15 protein-coding genes, 1 other RNA gene and 1 pseudogene are annotated in these 23,349 nt (G+C 65.8%); 8 read left to right on the top strand and 9 right to left on the bottom strand.

The window, feature by feature from the left end; all coding sequences use genetic code 11:
• Nucleotides 1-386 precede the first annotated feature (386 nt).
• Entirely contained in the window at nt 387-848 is a 462-nt protein-coding gene (locus tag JDV75_RS07765) for a hypothetical protein (RefSeq protein ID WP_198738686.1), read from the top strand.
• A 242-nt stretch (nt 849-1,090) separates the two neighbouring features.
• Here the strand turns inward: JDV75_RS07765 and ssrA are convergent.
• The 5 genes from ssrA to ftsE form a co-directional block, all read right to left on the bottom strand.
• Nucleotides 1,091-1,468: a transfer-messenger RNA gene (gene ssrA / locus JDV75_RS07760) on the bottom strand.
• A gap of 125 nt (nt 1,469-1,593) precedes the next feature.
• Nucleotides 1,594-2,676 (bottom strand): hypothetical protein, encoded by a 1,083-nt coding sequence (locus JDV75_RS07755; RefSeq protein ID WP_198738685.1) that lies wholly within the window; start codon nt 2,674-2,676, stop codon nt 1,594-1,596.
• Nucleotides 2,677-2,760: 84 nt separating this feature from the next.
• Complete coding sequence (gene smpB, locus JDV75_RS07750; protein WP_198738684.1) at nt 2,761-3,252, bottom strand: SsrA-binding protein SmpB; 492 nt, start codon at nt 3,250-3,252, stop codon at nt 2,761-2,763.
• A gap of 91 nt (nt 3,253-3,343) precedes the next feature.
• A complete protein-coding gene (gene ftsX / locus JDV75_RS07745) occupies nt 3,344-4,246 on the bottom strand; it encodes a permease-like cell division protein FtsX (RefSeq protein ID WP_198738683.1) in 903 nt (300 codons plus the stop codon).
• A gap of 38 nt (nt 4,247-4,284) precedes the next feature.
• Complete coding sequence (gene ftsE / locus JDV75_RS07740) at nt 4,285-4,974, bottom strand: cell division ATP-binding protein FtsE (RefSeq protein ID WP_198738682.1); 690 nt, start codon at nt 4,972-4,974, stop codon at nt 4,285-4,287.
• 419 nt (nt 4,975-5,393) lie between these two features.
• Here ftsE and JDV75_RS07735 point away from each other — a divergent pair, with 419 nt between their 5' ends.
• On the top strand, nt 5,394-6,992 hold the full coding sequence (locus tag JDV75_RS07735; protein ID WP_232958359.1) for an AbgT family transporter: 1,599 nt from the start codon (nt 5,394-5,396) through the stop codon (nt 6,990-6,992).
• 127 nt (nt 6,993-7,119) lie between these two features.
• On the opposite strand, the gene prfB is transcribed toward JDV75_RS07735, so the two are convergent.
• The gene (prfB, locus tag JDV75_RS07730; RefSeq protein WP_198738680.1) at nt 7,120-8,226 is read right to left on the bottom strand and encodes a peptide chain release factor 2; all 1,107 of its coding nucleotides are present in this window, start codon (nt 8,224-8,226) and stop codon (nt 7,120-7,122) included.
• Between the two features lie 38 nt (nt 8,227-8,264).
• Between prfB and JDV75_RS07725 the strand changes: the two genes are divergently transcribed.
• The 5 genes from JDV75_RS07725 (at nt 8,265) to JDV75_RS07705 (ending at nt 14,462) form a co-directional block, all read left to right on the top strand.
• Entirely contained in the window at nt 8,265-9,197 is a 933-nt protein-coding gene (locus tag JDV75_RS07725) for an inositol monophosphatase family protein (RefSeq protein WP_198738679.1), read from the top strand.
• Between the two features lie 135 nt (nt 9,198-9,332).
• Nucleotides 9,333-11,147, top strand: coding sequence for an HlyD family efflux transporter periplasmic adaptor subunit (locus JDV75_RS07720; protein WP_198738678.1), 1,815 nt, complete (start codon nt 9,333-9,335; stop codon nt 11,145-11,147).
• Nucleotides 11,148-11,278: 131 nt separating this feature from the next.
• Nucleotides 11,279-11,953: an ABC transporter ATP-binding protein gene (locus JDV75_RS07715; protein WP_198738711.1), complete on the top strand. Its 675-nt coding sequence runs from the start codon at nt 11,279-11,281 to the stop codon at nt 11,951-11,953.
• Nucleotides 11,950-13,248, top strand: coding sequence for an ABC transporter permease (locus tag JDV75_RS07710; RefSeq protein ID WP_198738677.1), 1,299 nt, complete (start codon nt 11,950-11,952; stop codon nt 13,246-13,248). Before JDV75_RS07715 ends, JDV75_RS07710 begins: the two co-directional genes overlap by 4 nt.
• Before the next feature lie 218 nt (nt 13,249-13,466).
• Nucleotides 13,467-14,462, top strand: a complete 996-nt coding sequence (locus tag JDV75_RS07705; RefSeq protein WP_198738676.1) for a DUF2189 domain-containing protein — start codon at nt 13,467-13,469, stop codon at nt 14,460-14,462.
• Between the two features lie 165 nt (nt 14,463-14,627).
• Here the strand turns inward: JDV75_RS07705 and JDV75_RS07700 are convergent.
• Both JDV75_RS07700 and deoD read right to left on the bottom strand, forming a co-directional pair.
• Nucleotides 14,628-16,004, bottom strand: a pseudogene (locus JDV75_RS07700) (MFS transporter); the annotation flags it as partial.
• Between the two features lie 29 nt (nt 16,005-16,033).
• Nucleotides 16,034-16,750, bottom strand: a complete 717-nt coding sequence (gene deoD, locus JDV75_RS07695; RefSeq protein WP_198738674.1) for a purine-nucleoside phosphorylase — start codon at nt 16,748-16,750, stop codon at nt 16,034-16,036.
• A 186-nt stretch (nt 16,751-16,936) separates the two neighbouring features.
• Here deoD and hisN point away from each other — a divergent pair, with 186 nt between their 5' ends.
• Nucleotides 16,937-17,722: a histidinol-phosphatase gene (gene hisN / locus JDV75_RS07690; RefSeq protein WP_198738673.1), complete on the top strand. Its 786-nt coding sequence runs from the start codon at nt 16,937-16,939 to the stop codon at nt 17,720-17,722.
• 30 nt (nt 17,723-17,752) lie between these two features.
• Here hisN and JDV75_RS07685 read toward each other — a convergent pair whose 3' ends face one another.
• On the bottom strand, nt 17,753-23,287 hold the full coding sequence (locus JDV75_RS07685; protein ID WP_198738672.1) for a Rib/alpha-like domain-containing protein: 5,535 nt from the start codon (nt 23,285-23,287) through the stop codon (nt 17,753-17,755).
• Nucleotides 23,288-23,349: the final 62 nt, after the last annotated feature.

Below are 23,349 nucleotides of genomic sequence, written 5' to 3'. Positions count from 1 at the left end.
GAGCCAGAACCCACGGACAGCGCGTGATTCGTCTCGGAATCTGGTCCAATGAAACAGGCGTCGGTCCCCGTGCAGGGCGCAATTGACACTTCACCGATAGATGGGTACTGCACTGGCCGCTGCACTCCGTCTGCAGGGATGCGCCGCTTTCCTTTTCGAGGACACCCCGCGGATTCGCGTCCGTATCTGTCACCGACATGCTCCATCTGATTTCGAGGTCTCTACCGGTTTGGGAGTACGTCACGGGCGCAGGGTCGTGGTGGTAACCGGGGTGAGGTAGGTGTCGATGCCGGGCAGTAGCGGTGCGCCCAGCACTTGACTAGAGGTTTCAGGTTCTTCGGCGCATCGAAGAAGCTACGCGAAATACACTTTTCCTGACACAAAACATGAACTTCTCAAGCCAGTGCTCTCCGCGCCAAATGATGCGACCAGGGTATGATTGGGCGATGGGGAACCTAGGGCAATATCAAGAGATTGTCGAGCTAGCCAAGCGTTCCGGCGGCGTCGACCCAATGATCGAAAAGATCCAGCGAAAGGCTGTCACCAAGGCAGCACCGAAAGTATTTTTTGCAGGCTTAGCTGCTGGTGCCGTAATTGTACCTGTCGCACAACCGGTAGTTGGATGGGTCAAGGGCAGGCTGAATGTGAATGTTCGTCGTACAACGCCCATAGAGGATGCAGCAGCTATCCAAGGCTTAGAGAAGATCGTTCAGACCGAACAAGACCTTGCCCCAAACGAAGAGAAGTCACAAGCTCAGGACGCGTCCGTCGAAGAATCCGAATTTGATGACCTAATGCCCCGCACTAAAGCGGAAGCTAAAGAAAACGACGATGTCGACAAGACGTAGCGCCTACATCATTCTCAGGAATGAGTAAGCCTGATTCACGCTGGGCGAAACTCTAAAGATGCCACAATGACGCTGAGCAGGTACGGCCACCTCTTTCCAGATGACTTGGACCCACTGATTAGCACACTCGGAGCAATCCTGTTCACAGAAGATTGTGGGCAAAGTGTGGGCAAGAATGAAATGCCAGCTGTCTGAAGCTTCGAAAAAAGGCCCCTTACCTGCGTTAACAGGTAAGGGGCCTTTGGTGGAGCTGCCGGGAATTGAACCCGGGTCCTCCGCAATCGCGCCAGGGCTTCTCCGTGCGCAGTTCGCGCCTGATCTCTGCTCGGCCCTCCGGCTCGGACGAACACGTTCCGGATGATGGGCCCAGTCAGCGGTGAGAGTCCCGTACGGCCCCGCTGACGCGGCCGGACGGCAAGTCCCTTGATCGATGCCGGCTACCAGGTCAGGGACGAACCTGGGCCGACAGACACGCGGTCGCTGGTATTAGGCAGCGAGGGCGTAGTCGCGCTGAGTGTTCTCGGCGCTTATGAGGTTGCTACGACGCTTACGGTGGTCTCTAGCCTGCACCGGCACGCTTCCCCTGGCTTGATGCACGAAGTCGAAACCATATCAGCCCCTTGCATCCTGCGTTCTTCCCGATTTCCCTCAGGGCAACCGGTGGGTTCCACAGTCCTGTGGTGGGTCGTACGTTGACCACAGGATCACTCACTTTACGCTGCGGGACCCCCACCCGCAAGCAGCTTCACCGACCGGCGGGATCATCCGGTTCCGGGGGCGGTTCGGGTGTCTCCCCGCCATCGACTCGCCGGGACGACACCGCCGGCTGCGTCTTCCCGATATCACTCCCGGCCTGTTCCCGCTCCCAGCGTCTCCGGGTCTCCCTGGATTTGCGGCTGTTGCGCAGTGAGATCAGCCCGATGACGACCCCGAGGACGATGGGTGTCCACACCTTCGGGTGCTCGAGCAGCCATTCCAACCATCCGGGTATCTCGTAGTCGGGCCACGGGATCGACGGGAGGTTGAGATCGGGCCACGGGATGGAGGGCAGTCTGATGTCCGGCCACCGGATGGACGGCAGTGTGATGTCGGGCCACGGGATGTCGACGTCGGGCAGACGTTCGATGATCCAGTCGAGGATAGTCCCGATGATGCGGCCGATGAGCGGCAGCAGCACCAGGGCGGCAATGGCCCAACCCGCTTTGCCCAGTCCCGCACCCAACGGGTAGAGCACTCTTTTCCAGGGGGTCTCCTCCATCTGCCGGTACCGGTCCTCGGCGGGCGATCCGGGTGGCGGGGTGAATTCGATGATCTCGTCGCCGGCGCGACGGAGGATGACCGATCGGACCTCGTGGAAGGCGTTCGCGTCGATCTTCAGGCGGGCGCCGCGTCTCTTCCTGTCGTTCCGGCTGTAGGTGCCGGAGGAGATGGTTTCGTCGATCCGCACGGTGGTGTCCTGCACGAGGGGAAGTCGTCCCCGTACGACGCCGTCGACAGTGATGAGCACCCCTTTCTCCCCGGCCTTCCGGATGCGGGCCGCCCCTGCCTCGAGTTTCGCGGTGCGGGCCCCCACCAGCGGCAGCCGACCCACCATCGGGACCGTCTTCCCGAGGAAGCCGTTGGTTGCCGTCAGCCCGAAGGCTGCGGTGTCCGCCCAGTCAGCTTCCTTCTTAGCTTGTTTGTCCACGCTTCCGCCGGCTTCTTCCACGCCTTCGACATCCTGTTTGGACATCGGCCAGCCGGAGTCGAGTTCGCGGAGGCGTTCCGGGGAATCGAGGATCAGCTCGATTCGGCCCATCCCGGGGTGGTCGATGTGCCAGGTTTCCACGGTCAGACAGACTCCTCCTCGATCGATCGGCGCTCTGGAAAACGATGTTAACTGCGCCGACCGGGGCCTGCCACAGGCCGGGAACTAGCCCTTGATGCCCTTGATGCGGCGGCCGAGCTCACGGGTGATCTCCCGTTCCTCGGTGCGGCGCTTGATGTCCTGGCGCTTGTCGTAGTCCTGTTTGCCCTCGGCGAGACCGAGCTCGACCTTCAGGCGTCCGCCGACGAAGTACAGCTTGAGGGGCACCAGCGTGCGCCGCCCGTCGCGAACCTTACCCATGAGGGAGTCGATCTCGTTGCGGTGCAGCAGGAGCTTGCGCGTGCGTCGGGGCGTGTGGTTCGTCCAGGAACCGCGGGAGTATACGGGGATGTTGAGGTTGTGCAGCCACACCTCCCCGTTGTCGATCATGGCGAAGGAGTCGACGAGGTTGGCCTTGCCCTCACGCAGCGCCTTGATCTCGGTGCCTACGAGCACAATGCCGCATTCGTGGGTGTCGAGGATCTTGTAGTCGTGGCGCGCTCTCCGGTTAGTGGCGATCACCGGATTTTCATTCGCCTTTTTCTTCTTCTTAGCCATAACCCGTCCGATGTTACCGCACCCGGCACATGACGACGCCCGCCTCACTCACCGCTGTCGCGGGAGGGGCGGGCGGCCGGGAATACGGGCGTTACTTCCGCACGTACAGGCGGAGGGTGACCTGCGCGGTGATCGCCGCGAACACGACGCCGACGAGGGCGACGACGGGCGCGATGACCCAGATGTCACCGGTGGTCACCGGTGCGATGAGCTGCGAGTCGTAGAGGCCCTTCAGGGCCTTGTCGACGACGAAGCTCTTGCCCGCCATGAGCCCGAGTACCGCGAACACGGAGCCGAGGAGGGTGGCGATGACGGCCTCGAGGACGAAGGGCGCCTGGGTGAACCAGCGGGAGGCACCGACCATGCGCATGATGGAGATCTCCTCGCGGCGGCTGAACGCGGCGATCTGCACCATGTTGGCGATGAGGAAGATCGCGGCGAGGGCCTGGATGGCGGCGACGAGGAATGTGGCGTTCCGGACGGCGTCGAGGTTGTCGGTCGCGGACTGCAGATCGTCGATCTGGTCGATGACGGTGTCGACCTGCGGAAGATCGCGGACCGGGTCGAGCGGCGAGGTGTCGAGCGGGTCCTCGAGTCGGACGTGGACCGCCGCGGGGAGCGCGTCGGGGGACGTCGCCTCAACCAGCGTCGGGTCGGTGTCCTTGAACACCTCGACGAAGTGGTCGTAGGACTGTTCGCGGCTGCGGAAGATGACGGACTCGACACCGTCGGAGCCGTCGAGTGTGTTGAGGACCTCGCGGCACGGTTCGGTCGAGCAGTCGGAGTCGTTGGCGGAGATCTCTTCGTCGAGCTGCACCATCACCTCGACGCGGTCCAGGTAGATGTCCTTGGTCCGTTCGGTCATGCCGGTGACCAGGAAGCCCGTGGCGAGCAGTGCCAGGGAGATGGCCGTGGTGATGATCAGGGCGATGGTCATGGTGAGGTTCCGTCCCAGCCCCTGGAACGCCTCGCGGGCGACGAATCGGTATCGCATGCTGTTTTCTGATTCTCCTAGAAAGGTGACCGGGTGGGTTAGTGTCCGACGCCGTAGACGCCGTGGGTGTCGTCACGGACGAGCTTGCCGAGGTGGAGCTCGATGACTCTCCGGCGCATGGCGTCGACGGCCTGCGCGTTGTGCGTGGACATGACGACGGTGGTGCCGGTGCGGTTGATCCGGTTGAGCAGCAGCATGATGTCGTTCGACGTCTCGGGGTCGAGGTTGCCGGTCGGCTCATCGGCGAGCAGCACGAGGGGCCTGTTGACGAAGGCTCTGGCGATGGCGACGCGCTGCTGCTCGCCGCCGGAGAGCTCGGCCGGGAACCGGTTTCCCTTGGCCTCCAGCCCGACGAGTTCGAGGGTCTCGGGGACGAGTTTCTCGATGACGCTACGTTTCTTGCCGATCACCTCGAGCGCGAACGCGACGTTGTCGTAGACGTTCTTCTTGGACAGCAGCCGGAAGTCCTGGAACACGTAACCGACCCGCTGGCGTAGTTTGTTCACCTGGGCACCGCGGAGTTTGTTCACGTGGAAATCGCCGACGTGGACGTCACCCGAGGTGACGTTCTCCTCGCGGAGCATCAGTTGCAGGAACGTCGACTTGCCGGACCCGGAGGGGCCGATGAGGAAGACGAACTCCCCTTTGTCGATCTGCACCGAGACATTGTCCAGCGCGGGGCGGGTCGAGGTCTTGTACGTCTTTGTTACCTGGTCGAAGGTGATCACACCCGTCACCTTAGTTGATTGCAGCCACTGGCGAAACTCTGACCACTTCCTTGCCTGGAACTGTGGCGCTGCTGTGACCTGCGATTTCCCGGCGACACCCGAATCATCCCACCGTGACCCTACGCCCAGGGGAACCTCGGGCGCCGGTCCCGACCGGACAACCGGCGGGGGGAACGACAGTAGCTACCGTCGTCACGCGGTTGCTGTCTCGGTAAGGTACCCCGGACCGGGGTAGCGCCAGCACCACCCCGCAGCATCTGCCCCGTACCCCCGTGGTCACGAACCGACACCAGGAGTCGCGAGAAGCAATGACCGACAACAAGGCAACCACCACCCGGACACCGGACAACTCCACCGAAGACGGGAAGAAGCGGGAACACGCGACCGGCTTCCTCGGGCTCGTCGAGCGCCTGGGGAACATGCTCCCCGACCCGTTCTGGCTCTTCGTGATCCTCTCCGGGCTGGTCCTCGTCTCCAGCTTCATCGGCGAGAAGATCGGCATGACCGCCACGAACCCGTCGACCGGCGAAGAAGTTCAGGTGACCAACCTCCTGTCGGCGGAGGGCCTGCAGCGGATGATCAACGAGGCGGTCCCGAACTTCACCTCGTTCCCGCCACTCGGCCTCATCATCATCGTGATGCTCGGTGTCGCCGTCGCCGAACACTCGGGGCTGATCGGTGCGGCGATCCGGGGCGCGATCGGCCGGGTCGGACCGACGATGCTCACGTTCGTCGTGGCACTGGCCGGTGTCACCGGATCCATCGCGTCCGACGCCGTCTACGTGATCCTCATCCCCATCGGGGCGACCGCCTTCCGTCACGTCGGCCGCTCCCCCATCGTCGGCGCGATGGTCGCCTTCGCGGCGAGCTCCGCGGGGTTCAACTCCTCACTGATCCTCAACATCACCGACGTCCTGCTCGCGGGCCTGTCGACGTCCGCGGCGGAGATCGTCGAACCCGGCTACGAAGTCTCGCCGCTGGCGAACTACTTCTTCGTCGTTCCCTCCGCTGTCGTTCTGGCACTCATCATCACGGCGGTCACCGAGTTGTTTGTGCGGCACAAAGCCCGCGAGCTCGTCGACCATGATGACGTGGACTACGAGGCAGCCAGCTTCGGGGAAACCCCACCGAACGCCTCGAACCGGGACGCTGATTCCGATTCCACGAGCGCTGACGCCGACTCCTCGACTGATGAGGACACCGCGACCGGCGACGACGGAGACACCGACGGTGACGATCGGGACGAGGCACGTCTCGGACTCCACGATGTGGAGAAGCGCGGACTGGTTCGGGTCGCCGTCTGGTCCCTCGTGCTGCTGGCCGCCTACTTCGCCGCGATGTTCGTCCCCGGGTCACCCCTCCAGGGTGAGGACGGCGCCGTCATGGACTCACCGCTGATCCGCTCCATCGCCGTGGCCATCGCCCTGTACTTCCTCATCGTCGGCATCATCTACGGGCGGGTCACCGGAACCATCACCGAGGCCGCCGACGTCCCCGCGTTCATGGCGAAGGGGATCCGGACCCTCGTCCCCATGATGGTGCTGTTCTTCGCCGTCGCCCAGTTCCTCGCCTACTTCAACTGGTCCAACCTCGGTGTCTGGTCGGCGATCCACGGCGCGGAGCTGCTCTCCCGGGCGGACCTGCCGAACCCCGTCCTGTTCGGCCTGTTCGTTCTGCTGGTCGCCGTCCTGAACCTCATGGTGACCTCCGGCTCCGCGCAGTGGGCGCTGATGAGCCCGGTGGTCGTCCCGATGATGATGTACGTCGGCGTTTCCCCCGAGGTCAGCCAGATGCTCTTCCGCATCGGCGACTCCCCCACCAACATCATCACCCCGATGAGCCCCTACTTCGCCCTCGCACTGACCTTCCTGCAGCGCTACTACAAGCGGGCCGGCATCGGGACGCTGATGTCCCTGGCGCTGCCCTACTCCATCGCGATGCTGGTGGGCTGGTTCCTGTTCTTCCTCGTCTGGTACTTCCTCGGATTGCCTCTCGGTCCGGGCGTTCCGGTGCGCTAGAGCCTGCGGCGACCGGCCGCTGCGGAAACCCCGCACGCGGAGACAGCCCCCTTCCGATGTATCGGGAAGGGGGCTGTCTATCGTTTTCAGGTTCGACAGCGGCCCGGAGAACCGGGACTACGCCGGATCAGCTCTCTTTCTGCTGTTCGGCCATCCGCCAGCGGATGCCCGACTCGAGGAATCCGTCGATCTCCCCGTCGAGGACCTTCGAAGGGTCGTTGACCTCGAAGTTGGTGCGCAGATCCTTGACCATCTGGTACGGGTGCAGCACGTAGGAGCGCATCTGGTTCCCCCACGAGTTCGAGCCGTCGCCCTTCAGGGCGTCGAGCTCGGCACGTTCCTCCTGCCGCTTGCGCTCCAGGAGCTTGGCCTGGAGGACCCGCATCGCGGACGCCTTGTTCTGGATCTGGGACTTCTCGTTCTGGCAGGTCACGACGATGCCGGTGGGCTCGTGGGTCAGCCGGACCGCGGAATCAGTCGTGTTGACCGATTGCCCGCCGGGGCCGGAGGAACGGTAGACGTCGACGCGGATCTCGTTGTCGGGGATGTCGATGTGGTCGGTGGTCTCCACCACCGGCAGGACCTCGACCTCCGCGAAGGAGGTCTGGCGCCGGCCCTGGTTGTCGAACGGACTGATCCGCACGAGGCGGTGGGTGCCCTGTTCAACGGAGAGCGTGCCGTAGGTGTAGTCGCCGTGGACGACGAAGGTGGCGGACTTGATGCCCGCCTCCTCCGCGTAGGAGATGTCGTAGATGTCGACCTTGTGCCCGGCCTTCTCGGCCCAGCGGGTGTACATGCGCATGAGCATCTCCGCCCAGTCGGCGGCGTCGACGCCGCCGGCCGCGGAACGGATGTTGATGACGGCCTCGCGGGCGTCGTACTCACCGGAGAGCATCGTCTTGACCTCGTAGGCCTCGATGTCGGCACGCAGATCGCGACGCTCCTCGTCGACGAGGTCGGTGGACTCGTCCTCCTCCTCGGCGAGCTGGTACATGACCGGGAGGTCCTCGAGCCGCTGGCGGAGTTCACCTACCTTGCGCAGCTCGGCCTGCATGTGCGACAGCTTCGAGGTGACCTGTTGGGCGTGCTCGGGGTCGTCCCACAGCGTGGGGTCGGAGGCCTGTGCCTCGAGCTCGCGGACGCGGTCGGCCATCGCCTCGGGATCCATCACCTTCTCGATGGTGGTCAGCGTGGCGTCGAGTTCATTGAGGTCTGCGGTTACATCAGGTTGCACAGTGGTTAACCCTACCGTGACGGTGCACAATGGGCAGCATGAGCGAGCAGTACCGGCGCAAGGACCCGTCAACCAACCCCTCTCCCCCCACCGCACAATCCGGGATCCGCCCGTCGGACCCGGTGCCCGCCGAACTCAGGCGTCTTTTCGGCACCGACATCCGCGCACTGGTCTCCGCTTTCGTCGACAGCCACCGGCATTCGGCCGACCCGGAACTGGCGTGTGCCCTCGTCGCCACCGCCGGTCAGCTGGCACTCACCATCCGCGACAGCGGTGGGCTCGGGGTCGACTACAAGACGTCCGTCTCCGACGTCGTGACAGAGGCGGATCGTGCCGCGGAGGCGTTCGTCGCAGACGCCCTGTCCACGCTCCGGCCGGACGACGGGATCCTCGGCGAGGAGGGGGCGGCCCGGGAATCGACGTCGGGTCGTACGTGGGTGATCGACCCGGTCGACGGCACCTACAACTTCACTGCGGGGTCGGACTACTTCTGTTCCGCGATCGCTCTGGTCGAGGGACCACCCCCGGCGCCGTCCAGGGTGTACTTCGGTGCGGTGCACCGCCCGTCCCACAACATCACCCATCTGGGCGGCCCGGAGATGCCGACCACCGTGAACGGATCTGCGGTCGCGGGTCTCTCCGACGCCTCCTGCCCGGAGATATCCCTCGCCACCTACATTCATCCGACATTCCTGGCCGATGACGCGGTGCTCGGCGCCTGGCTCGCGGTTTCCACGCGCTTCGCGACGCTCCGGATGCTCGGCGCGGGGTCCATCGATCTGTCGGGGGTGGCCGAGGGACGTTTCGGCGCGTGGATCCAGCACAGTGTCGCGGACTGGGACTGGCTGCCGGGGCGAGCTCTCGTCGAGGGCTCGGGGGGCGTGTGCCGGAAGATCGAGGCCGGGGGAAAGACGTGGTGCGTCGCCGGGAACCGACTGGCGGTGGAGGAGATCACCGCCGCCTGGTCCTGACCATCACCGGCGGGCCGAGGGGGTGATGTCACCGGTTCCTTGAACGGGGGTGGAACCTGGATCGGGGAAGTCGTCCGCTCCTAGGGTGGGGGTGACTATCTCTGTTCGCCCCCAGCGAAAGGACCGCTGTCTCCCGTGCGCCGAATCCATCTTTCCCCTATCCACGCAAGGCCCACGTCAGGCACCCTCCGGGTGCTGGTCGCCACCTCCGTGCTCACCCTGGGTCTGGTGGGCTGCGGCTCCGACGGCGAAGCGACCCTGGCACCGCACGAGTACCGCGTCGTGGAGATCGGCGACGTCTCCCAGGAACTCCAGGCCCGGGGCACGGTCTCTGCGGGAAACACGAGATCGATCAATACCGCGCTCACCGGACCGGTGGAGACCCTGAACGTCGCCGTGGGCGACCGGGTCGAGGCTGACCAGATCATCGCGACCATCGACGTCTCGGAACAGGAGCGTGCCCTGCGGGACCAGCAGGCACAGCAGGCCGATGCCGTCGCAGGCGCCGTCAACGGGGTCGAACAGGCACAGCAGGCGTACGACCAGTACCAGGAGGGCCTGAGTGAGGGCCTGAATCCGGAGATCAACGGTGCCGAATCCGCGCTCCGGACGGCGACGACGGCCTACGAGGATGCCCGCCGCGCGTTCGAGGAGAAGAAGAACAACGTCGACGCCGGACGTGATGAGCGGTTGATCACCCAGGAACAGGCGGTCGAGGCGGCCCGGAAACAGGTCTTCTCCGCGTCGGTCAACGTGGCACGCGCCGGAGTCGGGTCAGTCGCCGCGGAAGCCCGCGACGCGGAGAACGACACCGCACTCGCGGCCGATCTCGCAACGCTGGAAGAGCTGCGTCGGGAACTCGCCGCGGCGAACGGGGATCAGCGGAAGACCGCGGAAATCACCGCGAAGATCGAATCCCTGCAAGCGTCGATCGACACCCGCCGGGGGTCGGACAGTGTCATCCCCGAGGCGGAGATCAACGCACACCTGGGCACCGTCGAGTCGGTCGCGGGGCTCGCGGACTCGGTCCAGTCCCTCAACCGCCAGCAGCAGGCCTACGACACGGCCCTCCGCACGGTGGACGCAGACCTCGCCCAGTCCCAGCGTGCGGTCGCGGCGGCGTTCGAGCAGAAGAAGGATGCGGCCGTCGCACTCGAGACCGCCCGGCTCAACAGCCGCCACCAGCTGCAGACCCTGGCCAGCGGTGTCGAGCAGGCGCAGCGGTCCGCCCAGGCCACCCGGTCCGGGACCAGCCGCAGCGCGGAGGCACTGAACGCGGACATCGCCTCGGGTACCGTCCGGGCACCGTTCGCGGGGCTCGTCATCGCGGTGCCCGCGGAGGTCGGCAAACCGGCTTCGGGATCGATCGTGACGATCGCCGACGACACCGGACTCACGGTGACGACCCAGGTCCCGGAGATCGACGTCGCGAAGCTGTCCCCCGGCGCGAAGGCGGAGTTCACCACCCCCGCCACCGGGTCGCGCACCTACAGGGGAACCGTCAGGTCCGTCTCCCCCGTCGCAGCGGCGGTGGAATCCGCGGCATCAGCCGGTGGTGCCGCCGGCGCCGGAACCGGAGGCGGCGCGAAGGACACCAAACCGACCTTCGAGGTCGTCATCACCGTCGACGGCCCCACCGACGGACTCCTGATCGGCGGCTCAGCGAAGATCACGATCACCTTCGCGGAGGAGTCGGACACCATGGCGGTGTCCCGGGACGCGGCCTACGACCGCGACGACGGCACGAAGGCCGTCCTCGTCGTCACCGACGACGGCACCGTCGAGGAACGGGCCGTCACGTTGGGTACCGCAGGGGACTTCACGGTTGCCGTCACCGGGGGGGAGCTGAAGAAGGGGGACAAGGTGATCAACCAGGGATCCACCCACCGCTATCTCATCGGCCAGAAGGTCACGCTCCAGACCGATGACGACGGGAACGACGGCCGATGATCGGCCGTCGGAGGAGACGCGATCCGGACAAGCGCGACGCCCCGGTCCCGGGACCACCGGTGTCGGAACACACCCCGGCACCCACGGCGGCAGCGGCCCCGGGTCCCCGGGACTCCGGTCTCCTGCTCGAGATGCACGGGATCACGAAGACCTTCAACATCGGTACGGACAACGAACTGACGGTGCTCCCGGGGTGTGATTTCACGGTTCTGGACGGCGAGTTCGTCTCGGTGGTCGGCGCCTCGGGATCCGGCAAATCGACGCTGATGAACATCATCGGACTCCTCGACTACCCGACGACCGGCAGCTACACCTTCGGCGGGGTCGACATCCTGCGCATGCCCGGTGACAAGCTCGCCGAGTACCGGAACCACCACATCGGGTTCGTGTTCCAGAACTTCAACCTGATCGGCCGGATGAGCGCCGCACGGAACGTGGAGATGCCGATGATGTACGCCGGCGTAGGGCGGAAGGAGCGCGCCCGGCGCGCGGCGGAACTCCTCGATCTCGTCGGAATGGGAGACCGGATCAGCCACAACCCGAACGAACTCTCCGGCGGTCAGAAACAGCGCGTCGCGATAGCGCGGGCGCTCGCGAACAATCCGGACCTGATTCTCGCCGATGAACCGACGGGCGCACTGGACTCCGTGACGGGACGCCTCGTCATGGACATATTCCACGAGCTCAACACCCGGGAGGGGAAGACGATCGTCCTGATCACGCACAATCCGGAACTCGCCGCGGAGACGACCCGCACCGTCACCATGACCGACGGACGACTGGACAACGGGGTGATGGTCCCGTGACCTACGCTGAGGCGATCCGTCTCGCCCTGGGGAGTTTCCGCAGCAACAAGATGCGTTCCCTGCTGACCCTGCTGGGCGTCATCATCGGCATCTCGTCGGTCATCGCGATCCTGACGCTAGGGGCTTCCCTGAAGGCGCAGATGGTGGAGGGGCTCGCGGCCGCCGGCGTCAACGACTACACCGTCAAGGTCGAGTCGCGCCCCGAGGAAGGCGAGGAGCAGACCACAGACGCCAACGCGTTCATGTACACCCCACCGGAGCCGATTGCCAGGTCCTCGAAGATCACCCCCGAACTCATCGACACCCTCTCCGACCGGTTCGCTGGCCGGATAAGTGGCGTGTCGGTGGGATCGATGTCGTTCCATCCCGGAGAGGCCGCACCCTCCGATGATCCGGAGACCACCCACAACGTCACACTCAGTGCCGTCAATCCGGACTTCATGGCGATGCAGAGCTCCGAAATCGGGTACGGCCGTACGCTCGCCGACGACGACATCACCGGTCAACGGTCCGTCGCCGTGGTGAATCAGCCCGTCATCGATGCGCTGTTCGCCGGCGACGCCGCGGGTGCGCTCGGTGAGACCATCGACTACACCGCGTCCGACGGATCGACGTTCCCGCTGATGATCGTCGGCGTGCTCGCGGAGGATCAGACCGGTGGGCTGCTCGCCGGTTCATTCAAGGAGTACAGGGTCTACGCCCCCTGGACCGTCGAGTCCCGGCTCGACAACGATGATCCCGGGCTCTGGGATCAGGTGTCGGTCCGGCCCGCTCCCGGTGAGAACGGGGAAGCGCTCCTCGCGGACCTGAATTCCTTCCTGGAGCTCGCGTACGCCGATGATCCGGAGTTCACGGCCTCCGCCCGGGACATGAGCAAGGATTTCGATGTCCTCAAGACCATCATCGATTCACTGAGCATCGGGCTCTCCGTCATCGCGGGAATCTCCCTGCTCGTCGGTGGTATCGGGGTGATGAACATCATGCTCGTGACGGTCACCGAACGGACCCGGGAGATCGGTGTGCGCAAGGCGCTCGGCGCCCGGAACGGCGACATCAGACGTCAGTTCGTCATCGAGTCGATGATCATCTGCCTGGTCGGTGGCGTCATCGGTGTGCTGCTCGGCGGAGTGCTCGGCATGGTCGGCGCGCACTTCCTCGGCAAAACCGTCCTTCCACCGGTCATCGGGGTCGTCGTCGCTCTCGGATTCTCCATGGGGATCGGGGTGTTCTTCGGGTTCTACCCCGCCGAGAAAGCGGCACGGATGCGCCCGATCGATGCCCTGCGCTACGAATAGGCCCCGGTCTCACGTCACGTCGGTCCGGTACCCCCTTGCGGGGCACACTCGGTTGACCTATACAGGACGGAGAATCACCCGGTGGAGTTCCGACGGGCCTCAACCGGGGGCGATCGCCCTTGGAAAGGGGTGACCGGCTCCGTTGCGGATAGACTACGAGACTCCGCCCGCGAGAACCGTTAACGCACCTGCCGGTGCAGACAAGAGGAGAACACACAGTGGCCAAGGACAATTACCCCTCCTATCCGGGTGGCGACTACCACCCGGAGAACGACAACAGCTCCGGTAATCCCTACGGTGGCGCCGACGACCCCGACTACTGGTCCGACGACACCGACTCCGGTTACGGGGCATCCAACGCCTCCTCCGGTCCCGCCAACGGATATCCCGGCTACGGCGCACCCAACGACCCCTACGGTTCATCCGGCTACGCCGGAGCCGCACCCTACGGTGCCGGTGGGCGCCGTCTGGTGCAGGGCGACGGGAAGGTCCGCGCCGTGGAGAGCATCAGCTACGGTTTCCGAACCGTGTTCGCCTCGCCCGCGGCGTGGATCGTCGGCAGCCTCATCGTGGGTGTCATATGCACCGCGGTGTTCACCGTCGGTACCTTCATGACGATGAGCACCATGGCGGCGTCCGGTGCCTTCGACCCGGAGACCGCCACGACATCCCCGTCGGTCGCCGGTGGATTCAACCCCTTGGCGATGATCCTCTTCTTACTGTTGATGGTCGCCGTACAGGTGACCTTCGCCGCCGCGGCGTTGAGGGCGGCGGACGGCGCGAAGATCACCTTCGGTGATTTCTTCAGCAACCCCAATCTCGGGAAGACCATCGTCTTCGCGCTGATCGTCAACCTCGTCACCGGTGGGATTCCGTACCTCATTCCGATGCTGTACGGGTCAGACACGGACATCGCGATGATCGTCCAGATGCTCATCAACCTCGCACTCCTGTTCCTCGCACCCCTGTACATGCTGATGTACCTCTTCGTCCTCGACCAGGGGGCGTCCTTCGGCGACGCCGTCAACCGCGGTTTCCAGGCCGGCAGCCGAAACTACCTCTCCCTGCTCGGGTTCTCCCTTCTGTGGAGTCTCATCATCTTGGTCTCGGCCATTCCGCTCGGGCTCGGTCTGCTCATCACCATGCCCGCGTACATGGCCGCCCTCGCGTACGTTTTCCGTCAGGCCAGCGGCGGTATCTACCCGGAGGACTGATCCCGGGCCCGTTGTTACGTCACGAAGAGCCGCCCCGTACCGGATGCCTGGTACGGGGCGGCTCTTCGTGTGTCAGTCGTTGCCGACCGGGCCGGTTTCGGCCCGGTCAGATCCGGCCGGGAGCGGGGACCGCTGGTGCTCCGCACCACCCGGGGTGGCGTCACGCTTCTCATCGGCCGTCATGCGGCGGTCAGCGAGGAGGTAGACCGCGCTGCCGGTCACGGCGACCAGGGTGATGATCCAGAGGACCGTGGCGTACCGGACGCCGGTGTCCGAGGAGGCGGTCGTGGCGAAGCGGAAGAACTCGAACTTCAGGTCCATGAGCTTCGCGGTGTAGGCGATGCCCACCGGGATGGCGATGTTGATGGTCAGGTTGTAGAAACCGATGGCCACACCGGATTTCTCCGCCGGGATCGTGGAGATCGCGGTGGACACGAGCGGCGCGTAGAGCAGCGCGAACGCCGAGGCGAAGAGGATGATCGAGACAACCAGGACCGCGACACCCGCGGTCGTGAACACCGCGGGCAGCGCCAGTGCGAGGACGATCCCGCCGAGCGCGACGGCGATGGTCTGCCGTGAGGTGAGGTGGTTTCCGATCTTGCCGGAGAGGGCACCCACGACGATGGCGACGGCGTAGCCGGGGGCCAGCAGCATCGAGGCCTGGTCGATCTCCATTCCGTGGAGGTCAGCGGTGGCGAACGGGAACATGAAGATGTAGGCCAGCTGCACGGAGTAGACGACGAGCACGAGGACGAGCGCCCAGACGTAGCGCCTGTTGGTGAAGAACTCCGGACGGACCAGAGCGTCCCTGTGCGCACTGATGTGCCAGATGAAGCACGCGGTGCCGAGAACTACCGGGACCAGGTAGAGCCAGTTGAAGTCCTGCATGAACAGCATGACCGAGGTCGCGATGACCGCAATGAGGAAGAGACCGAGCACGTCCAGGTGGCTGGACACGGCCTTCGCCGGCGGGACCCGCCTGATCAGCAGCGGGATGGTGAACACGAGGATCAGCGGGACGAGGAACATCGCCGTCCAGGACACGGTGGTGGCCAGGAATCCGGATCCGAGGATGCCGAAGAGCAGTCCCGCCTGGAATGCGGAGGTGGAGAAGCCGAGATAGGTCTTCTGGTCCTTCGCATCCAGGTACTTGGTGACGTAGATGACGTAGAGGGTCTCCGCCGCCGCGAGACCGGTGGTCTGGATGACGCGACCGGCGAGAACCATCGGCCAGATGTTCTGGAAGAAGAAGCCGATGAGTGAACCCGTGACGATCAGGGCTATGCCGGTGATCATCAGGGACCGGATGGAGAACGCGTCGGCGAGGGCCGCGTAGACCACCGCACCGATACCGATGACGATGCCTGCGAGGGTGGCCTGCAGGCTGACTGTGGTGACGCTGAGATCCAGGGCATCGGCGATCGGCTTCGACATGAACTTGAAACCGTTGTCGATGACCAGGCAGAACACGAAACTGAAGAGCAGGATCGGCACAGCCCTCTTGGGGTTGACACCGCGCGCTGCCGGGGTGGGGTTGTCCATTGTTTCGCTCCTTGTCACGGGCGGGTGTTCTAGGCGCCGGCGAGCGGCAGGGCGAGCTCCATCATGCGGGTGAACGCGGTCTGCCGTTCCTCGGGCGTGGTCCTGGCGCCGGTGACGATGTTGTCGGAGACGGTGAACAGGCCGAGTGCGTCGGCGCCGTTGGCGGCTGCGACGGCGTAGAGGCCGGCGGTCTCCATCTCGACGGCGAGAACCCCCATCTTCGCCCAGCGGTCATTCGCGGTCTCATCGGCGTGGTAGAAGATGTCGCTGGACAGGATGTTGCCGACGTGCGTCTCCACGCCCTGTTCACGGGCCTGTTCCTGCAGGGCGGACAGCAGCCGCCAGGAGGCGGTCGGGGCGTAGGTGCCGGGGACGTTGTACTGGGAGAGGAAGTTCGAGTCGGTCGACGCGGACTGCGCGACGACGACCTCGTAGAGATCGAGTTCCCGCTGGAGGGCACCGCAGGATCCGATGCGGATGAGCTTGCGGCAACCGAAGACGTTGATCAGCTCCCAGGAGTAGAGGGAGATGGAGGGGATGCCCATTCCGGAGCCCATGACCGAGATCTCGCGTCCCTGATAGGTGCCGGTGTAGCCGAGCATGTTGCGGACGTCGTTGAACTGGACGGCGTCCTCGAGGTAGGTCTCGGCGATGAACTTGGCACGCAGCGGATCACCGGGCAGCAGGATGGTCTCGGCGATGGGGGCGCCCTTGGGGTTGATGTGCGGGGTGGATTCGGTGCTCATGGCGCAGCTCCTCATGTGTTGTCGGGGAGGGGGCCGGGCGGCCGCCCTGTGGTTCCTGGCCCCATTGTGACCCAATCGTGGAACATTTGTCTATGTGATTCTTTTCATTTGTTCGCGAGTGTCCCTCCTTCGACTTCCCCTCCCGTACCCCATCGACTCCGGGAATCTGGCCTACCATTGGCATTCATGAACACCTACGCTGACGATCTCGCCCTGGCCCTCGAACTCGCGGACCTCGCGGACGCCCACACCCTCGACCGCTTCGAGGCCGCGAACCTGTCCGTGGAATCGAAGCCGGACATGACCCCGGTGAGCGACGCGGATCTGGCGTGCGAGAAACTACTGCGCGAACGGCTGTCCACGGCACGGCCGGCGGACGCCGTCCTCGGCGAGGAGTTCGGCGGGGACGCCACCCTGGAGGGGCGCCAGTGGGTGATCGACCCGATCGACGGCACGAAGAACTACGTCCGCGGCGTCCCCGTGTGGGCCACACTGATCGCCCTGCTCGTCGACGGGAAGCCCGTCGTCGGTGTGGTCAGCGCACCCGCACTGGCCCGCCGCTGGTGGGCCGCGGAGGAGCAGGGCGCCTGGCGTTCCTTCTCCGGTGGTTCACCGAAGCGCCTCGCGGTGTCACGGGTGTCGGAGATATCGGACGCCTCGGTGTCCTTCTCCTCCCTGGACGGTTGGCGGGACCGGGGAATGCTCGACGCATTCCTGAAACTCTCCGACGACACGTGGCGTCTGCGCGGCTTCGGTGACTTCCTCTCCTACTGCCTGCTCGCGGAAGGCGCCGTGGACATCGCCGCCGAGCCCGAGGTGGAACTGTGGGACCTCGCCCCACTGTCGATCCTGGTCACCGAGGCGGGCGGTCGTTTCACTTCCCTTTCCGGGGTCGACGGCCCTTCCGGTGGCGATGCACTGGCCACCAACGGTCTGCTCCACGAGGAGGTGCTGGGGAGATTCACGGTGTGAACACCGCTCCCCTCCCCCGCGACCGTGTCCTCAGCGGTGGGAGAACCACAGGGACGGCAGTCCCGGGAGCCCCGGGATCATCCCACTGTGCATAAGTGCGAACCCGATGGCCCCGATGAACAGGGGCAGGGCGAGGAGCAGCGCCAGGAAACTCCGTCCGACGGAGGATCCCGCGTCCGGGGCTTCGGGACGTTCCGGCACATCGACGGTGAAGGTCGTGCGCGCGGGGGTTTCCCCGGGACGAACCGTGACCACGGTGACCGTCACGGTCCCACCCGCGGTATCCGGCGTGGGAGTGACCCTCACGGTACCGTCGGCCGCGATGCTCACGCCCTCCGCGGATCCTTCGTCGAGGCTGAACTCCACCCCGGTGAGATCCGTGTCCGGGGCCGGGGAGACCGTGACCGTTCCATCGGGGTGCAGCACCGGGTCACCGTAGGACACCGGGGTCGGCGCGGTCCATGCGGTGAAGGGAACCTCGACGACATCCTGCGAGCCGTCGGCGTAGGTGACCAGGACCGTCGCGGGGGTGCCGCCGTCACCGGTCGTGGTGACCTCTCCGTCCCCGGTCACCTGCACGCCCGGTGCACCGCCGTCCACCGGTGCGAACCGCACCCCGTCGGGGCGGGCCCCGTCGAAGACTATGCGTGAGGCGAATGCCGCGGGCTGTACCGGCCTGAGTCCGGTCTCCACCTGCGGGTCGTGGGTCTCCGCGCCGGTCCGGGTGCCGTTCTCGTGGACGACGAACCGCGCCGTGGTCGAGACCGTTTCGCCGCCACCGGGGAAGGACACGCTGACGGGTACCTCGACGATCCCGTCGGCTGTCGCGAGGTGGCTCCGGGTCGTGGCGATCCCGACCGCGCCGGTGGCGTGATCGATGACGACACCGGCGGGCGCCCCGTCCGCGAGATCGAAACGCAGCCCGTCGACGGGCACGGAGAACCGCCCGCCGTCGACCCGGACGAGCGGTTCAGCGAAGGCGTCGGACCCCGTGTCCACGCTCACCGCCGGGTAGATCACCCGGGTGTTCTCCGCCGTGGGAACCGCCGCGGCACCGACGGCAAACACCACGGGCACGGTGACGGTTTCCGTGTGCTCATCGTTGAACGTGATCTGAACGGGAATGGTGATCTGGCTGTCGCGGTCGTCGTCCGTGACCGCGATGGTGAGCACACCGGTGTCAGGTTCGAGCGTGACCTCCCGATCAGTGAGTGCCGTGACGTTGAGTATCCGCCCGGCGCGCCACAGATCGACGAGTTCACCGGTCTCCGGGTCGTGCTCACCCGCGTGCCGCGGACGGTACTTCGGTGCGAACCGGAGCGGCCCGGAGGTGGCGCTCCGGGCATCGTTGTCCACGGTGACGGGGTCGTAGAAGAAGCGCACTGCCGCTGCCACGGAACCACCGTGACCGTGGTCATGGTCATGTCCGGGGTCCGTCACGGTGGTGCGGAGTGTCGCCACGACGCTGGTCCCGTCGGGGTAGGTCAGGGTGACCGGGAGGTCGACCTGCTGATCCGCGAGGCGGTCGGGGGCGATGAAGCTCAGCAGATCGGGATGGTGTTCGCGGCGGGTGATGTGCGGGGAGAACTCGTCCCAGACGTCACCGGTGGGGTCGACGGACTGGATGAGCCACCGCTTCGGCCCCCAGCGGTAGTGGGAGTGCTCCCCCGCGAAGGCATCGACGGTGACGACGGTCCGGTGCCCGGCCTCGGCGGTGAGGTTCGCGGTGAGTCCATCGGGCACGATGGCGTCGGCGTAGCTCTGTGTGTGATAAGCGAGTTCCCCACGGGCGGCGTCGCCGTCGGTGAACTCGACGATGATGTCGCCCCTTCCGTCCCCGGGTTCACCTGCGGGTGTGTAGGTGACCACGCCGGTCGTCGGGTCAATCTCCATGCCCTCTGGCGCGTCCAGCAGGATGAAGGTGGCGACCAGGTCACGGGAGACCTCCGGAACGAAGATGGGGGCGCTGACGGAGGTCTTCCCCTCCGCAACGCCGTAAAGGTCACGGTAGATGACGGAAACATCGCTGCTGGCCCGGTCGACGGTGAAGGTGGCATCGGCGGTCGCGGTGGACCCGCCGGGCAGGTGCGCCGTGGCGTTCAGCGTGCGGGTCTCCCCCGCGTGGGCCACGGGATCGAGGAGGGTCACCTCACCGGAGTTGCGGTCCACGGTGAAGAGGTCGGCGTTCTCCTGCCCCGGGGTGGCCTCGAACCAGGTGCCGTAGACGGTGGGTCGCTGCGTTCCGGCCGCACCGTTGACGAAGGTGGGCAGGACCGCGTTCTCGTTGGTCACGTGCTCGTCCTCCAACCCGATGTGAACGCGGCGCTCCGGGTAGGCGAACGTCAGTTTGTCCAGGTAGGCGTCCCGCGTGAAGTGAACGACCGACATCCGGCTGGAGCCGTCGCGGTAGGTCACCCGCACCGGCACATCGGCCTCTCCGACGTCCGCGGCGAGGGTCGTGGTGACCCTGCCGGTCCGGGGATCGACCGAGGCGTCGGGGGTTGCCTCCGGGTCCGCGAGTTCATAGATCGGCTCGGGCGCGGGCGCACCGTGCGGCGCGCCCGACCGCACCACATGAGTCGGCCAGCCGCCGGTGACCGGGGATGAGCCGGTGATGTCGGTGACCCAGTCGTAGACCGTCACATAGGACACCGCCATCGACGTCGTGGTCACGTGGACGTTCTGGGTGTACCGGGAACCGTCGCGGAACACTGCGGTGACCACTATGTTCCGGGAGTCATCCGCGCCCATGATTCCGTCGTCGATGGTGATCACGCCGGAATCATCGATGCTGATTCCCGGTTCCGGGGTGACGAGTTCAAAGGACACCGGATCAACGCGGAGGAATGCGGTCTCCGGTTCCACCGTGATCGGCCCCACCGCGAGCAGGTCCGCACTGTTGTAGTGGATGCGTGAGCCGGCGAGGCTCACCACCTCAACGTTCAACGGCGCACTCGTGGTACCGCCACCCGCGAAGCTCACCTCGACGAGGGCCCGGACACCACGGGCCGGGGCATCGTCCGGCACCTTGGCGGTGATCACACCGGTCCCCGGATCCACGCTCAACCAGTCGGGGGCCCCGTCGGACAGCCGGTACGTCGCAGCCACCGGGCCAGCACTCCCCCTGGGATGCGGGATGACATATGGGCTGAAGGTGCGGGTTTCACCCCGCACGACGCGCAGATCCCCGTAGTCGATGGTCGGGGTGAGGACGCTGCTGTCGCTCACCCGGACGACCCACGCGACATCACCACCGGTGCCGTCGGCACGCCGGATGCGCGCCGTGGTCGCAAACGTCTTTCCCGCATCAGCGGATTCCGGGGTGAACACGATCCCCTGCCCCCTGAGGGTGAACCTCCCGGATGCGTCATCGACGAGCGTCACATCGCCGGCCGGTATCCCGCCGCCGAGGTCCCACGTACTCGCCGCACCGGACGGTACCGTCTCGTAGTTGTCGGCGGGCAGCTCATAGTCAACCGGGTTGTCCACGATTCGCACCGTCTGGGTGGTGGTGAGCTGCTGCCGAGCGCCCTCGGCGTCCACGATCTCCACCGCGACCTCCACCGTGAAGCTCGTCCCCGTCGGGACGTCGGCGTCGACGCGGACCGCCCGATCACAGTTGGCGTATCCGAAGCCCTCCTCGAGATGCACACCCGCAGGCAGGGACTCGGGCGCGGTAATCGTGCAGGTGGAACCGCCGACGCCGGTGAACTCCGGGAAACGCTCAACCGTTCCCCCGAAGTCCGCGTCGGTGAACAGCAGATCACGCAGCGTCAGGTCCCGGTCCGAGCCGGGGGTGAGGTAGACGTCCCGCATGCTGTAGCTACCCTGCGGGCCCGCCGCGAGAACCGCATCGACAAACGCCCCGGAATCCAGGGTGGTGAACACAGCGACATTCCGGTCCGTGGAACCATCCAAGTAGGTCACGGTCACCGGAACCTTCAGGATCTCCGCCTCCACTACCGCTGACCGGGGGACCGACACGGTGCCGTCCGCGGCGATCGACGCCCCCGCGGGCGGGTTCTGTCCCAGGGTGAAGGTGAGTTCCCCAGGCTCGGTGCCGTACTCCCGGTCATCGTCGGTGATGAGCACGGGGGAACTGACTTCTCCCTCTCCCGGCTTCACATCGACAATGTTGTTGTAGTGGTTGTCGTGCCGGCCGTTGTAGGGACGGGTGACCAGCCGGACAGGGACAGTCACCGGTTCGTGGTCACCGACGACGGGGGTCGCCGTCACAACGAGGCGAATCTGCTCCCTCCCCGCCTTCGGCGCTGTGAAACGGATGACCCTGTTCCCCGGCTCTTCCTCGGTTATCTCCGCATCGACGTCATCCGAGGAGACGGTGAACGTGTAGCCCGTGGCATCGACTGGTTCCTCCCCGCGCATGAGTTGCGGAAGCGGCACGGAGGCTTCCCGTCCCGGGATCACCTCGCGCCCACCGGCAGGGGCCAGGTGGTAGTCCCCGATGCCGCCACCGTCGGATGGGGTGACCCGGATGGTGAACTCGACCGGGACGTCGCCGGAAGGCAACCCGACCGACACCTGTACGCGGTACCCACCGGGGGCGACACCGGCACCGGGCAGGGCGAGGATCGAGCCGTCCGTCACCGTGACCCAGTCCGGGCCGTCGGTGATCTCGACCGGTACGGGCAGGCTGTCCGGTATCGCCCATCCGTTCTTCTCGTAGCGGACGGGAATCACCGAGCGGGAGCCCGCCGCAACCGGGGAATCCGGGATGACCGGGGTGATGTCCGACGCGGTACCGACGTGCCAGACAGCGACGTCGTCGGTGGCGCTGCCGTCCCGGTAGGTGATGGTCACCGGCAGCGTGAGCGTGCGGTCGTAGACATCGGGTGTGACCACGAGTTCCACCCGATCATCCCGGATGCGGGCCCACGCCGGGGTATCGACACCCGCCTGCGGGAGGATGGAGTCGATGAGCTGCGCCGCCTCGTAGTCGTTGCTGCTCCCGTACTCCAGCTCCACGGGAACGCTCTCCGTGAGCACGTTGTCCACCGTGACCGGTACAAGTGTGTATCCGCCACGGTCCGACATCCGCCCCACCGCTGTCTGCACCTGGACGATGCGGGTCGAGCCGTCGAGGAACGTGACCTCGACGTCCACCGGGTCGTTCGGCCCGGGTGCGGCACCCTCCGGCGCCTCGTACACGACGTTGCCGGTGTCGATGTTCACGGAAAGGCCCGGGACGTCGTCGACGAGGCGGAACGTCATCAAACCCCAGGTGCCGACGGGAAGCCCGGTCGTGGCGTCGTAGACGTCGGGGAAGGACTCCGCGACCACGCCCGGGGTTCCGGTGATCACCGGGTAGGTGATCGCGATCGTGGAGAAGTCCCGGTCGTGTGCGTCCGTCTCATCTGGGGCTTCCGCCGCGGTCGCCACCTGGGGGGCGGTGATCGGGGCGGTGGTAAGAGGCATGACCAGTGCCACGGATGCGACCGCGGCGATATAGGCGACCCGGGTGGAGCGGCTCGACCGGATTCTGCGGAGCAGTCGGGATGTGCGCATGGAGTTGTCCTGTTCCTCGGTGGTGGTGACCGCGACCACCGCGTCCCCCTCCCCGCTGCGGATGACTGCGGAAAGGAGTGAGGCGGATACGGCGGCGGCTC

The sequence above is a fragment of the Corynebacterium meridianum genome (assembly GCF_016342265.1).
Classification (GTDB): Bacteria; Actinomycetota; Actinomycetes; order Mycobacteriales; family Mycobacteriaceae; genus Corynebacterium; species Corynebacterium meridianum.
This window is presented reverse-complemented; position numbering and strand designations above follow the sequence as displayed.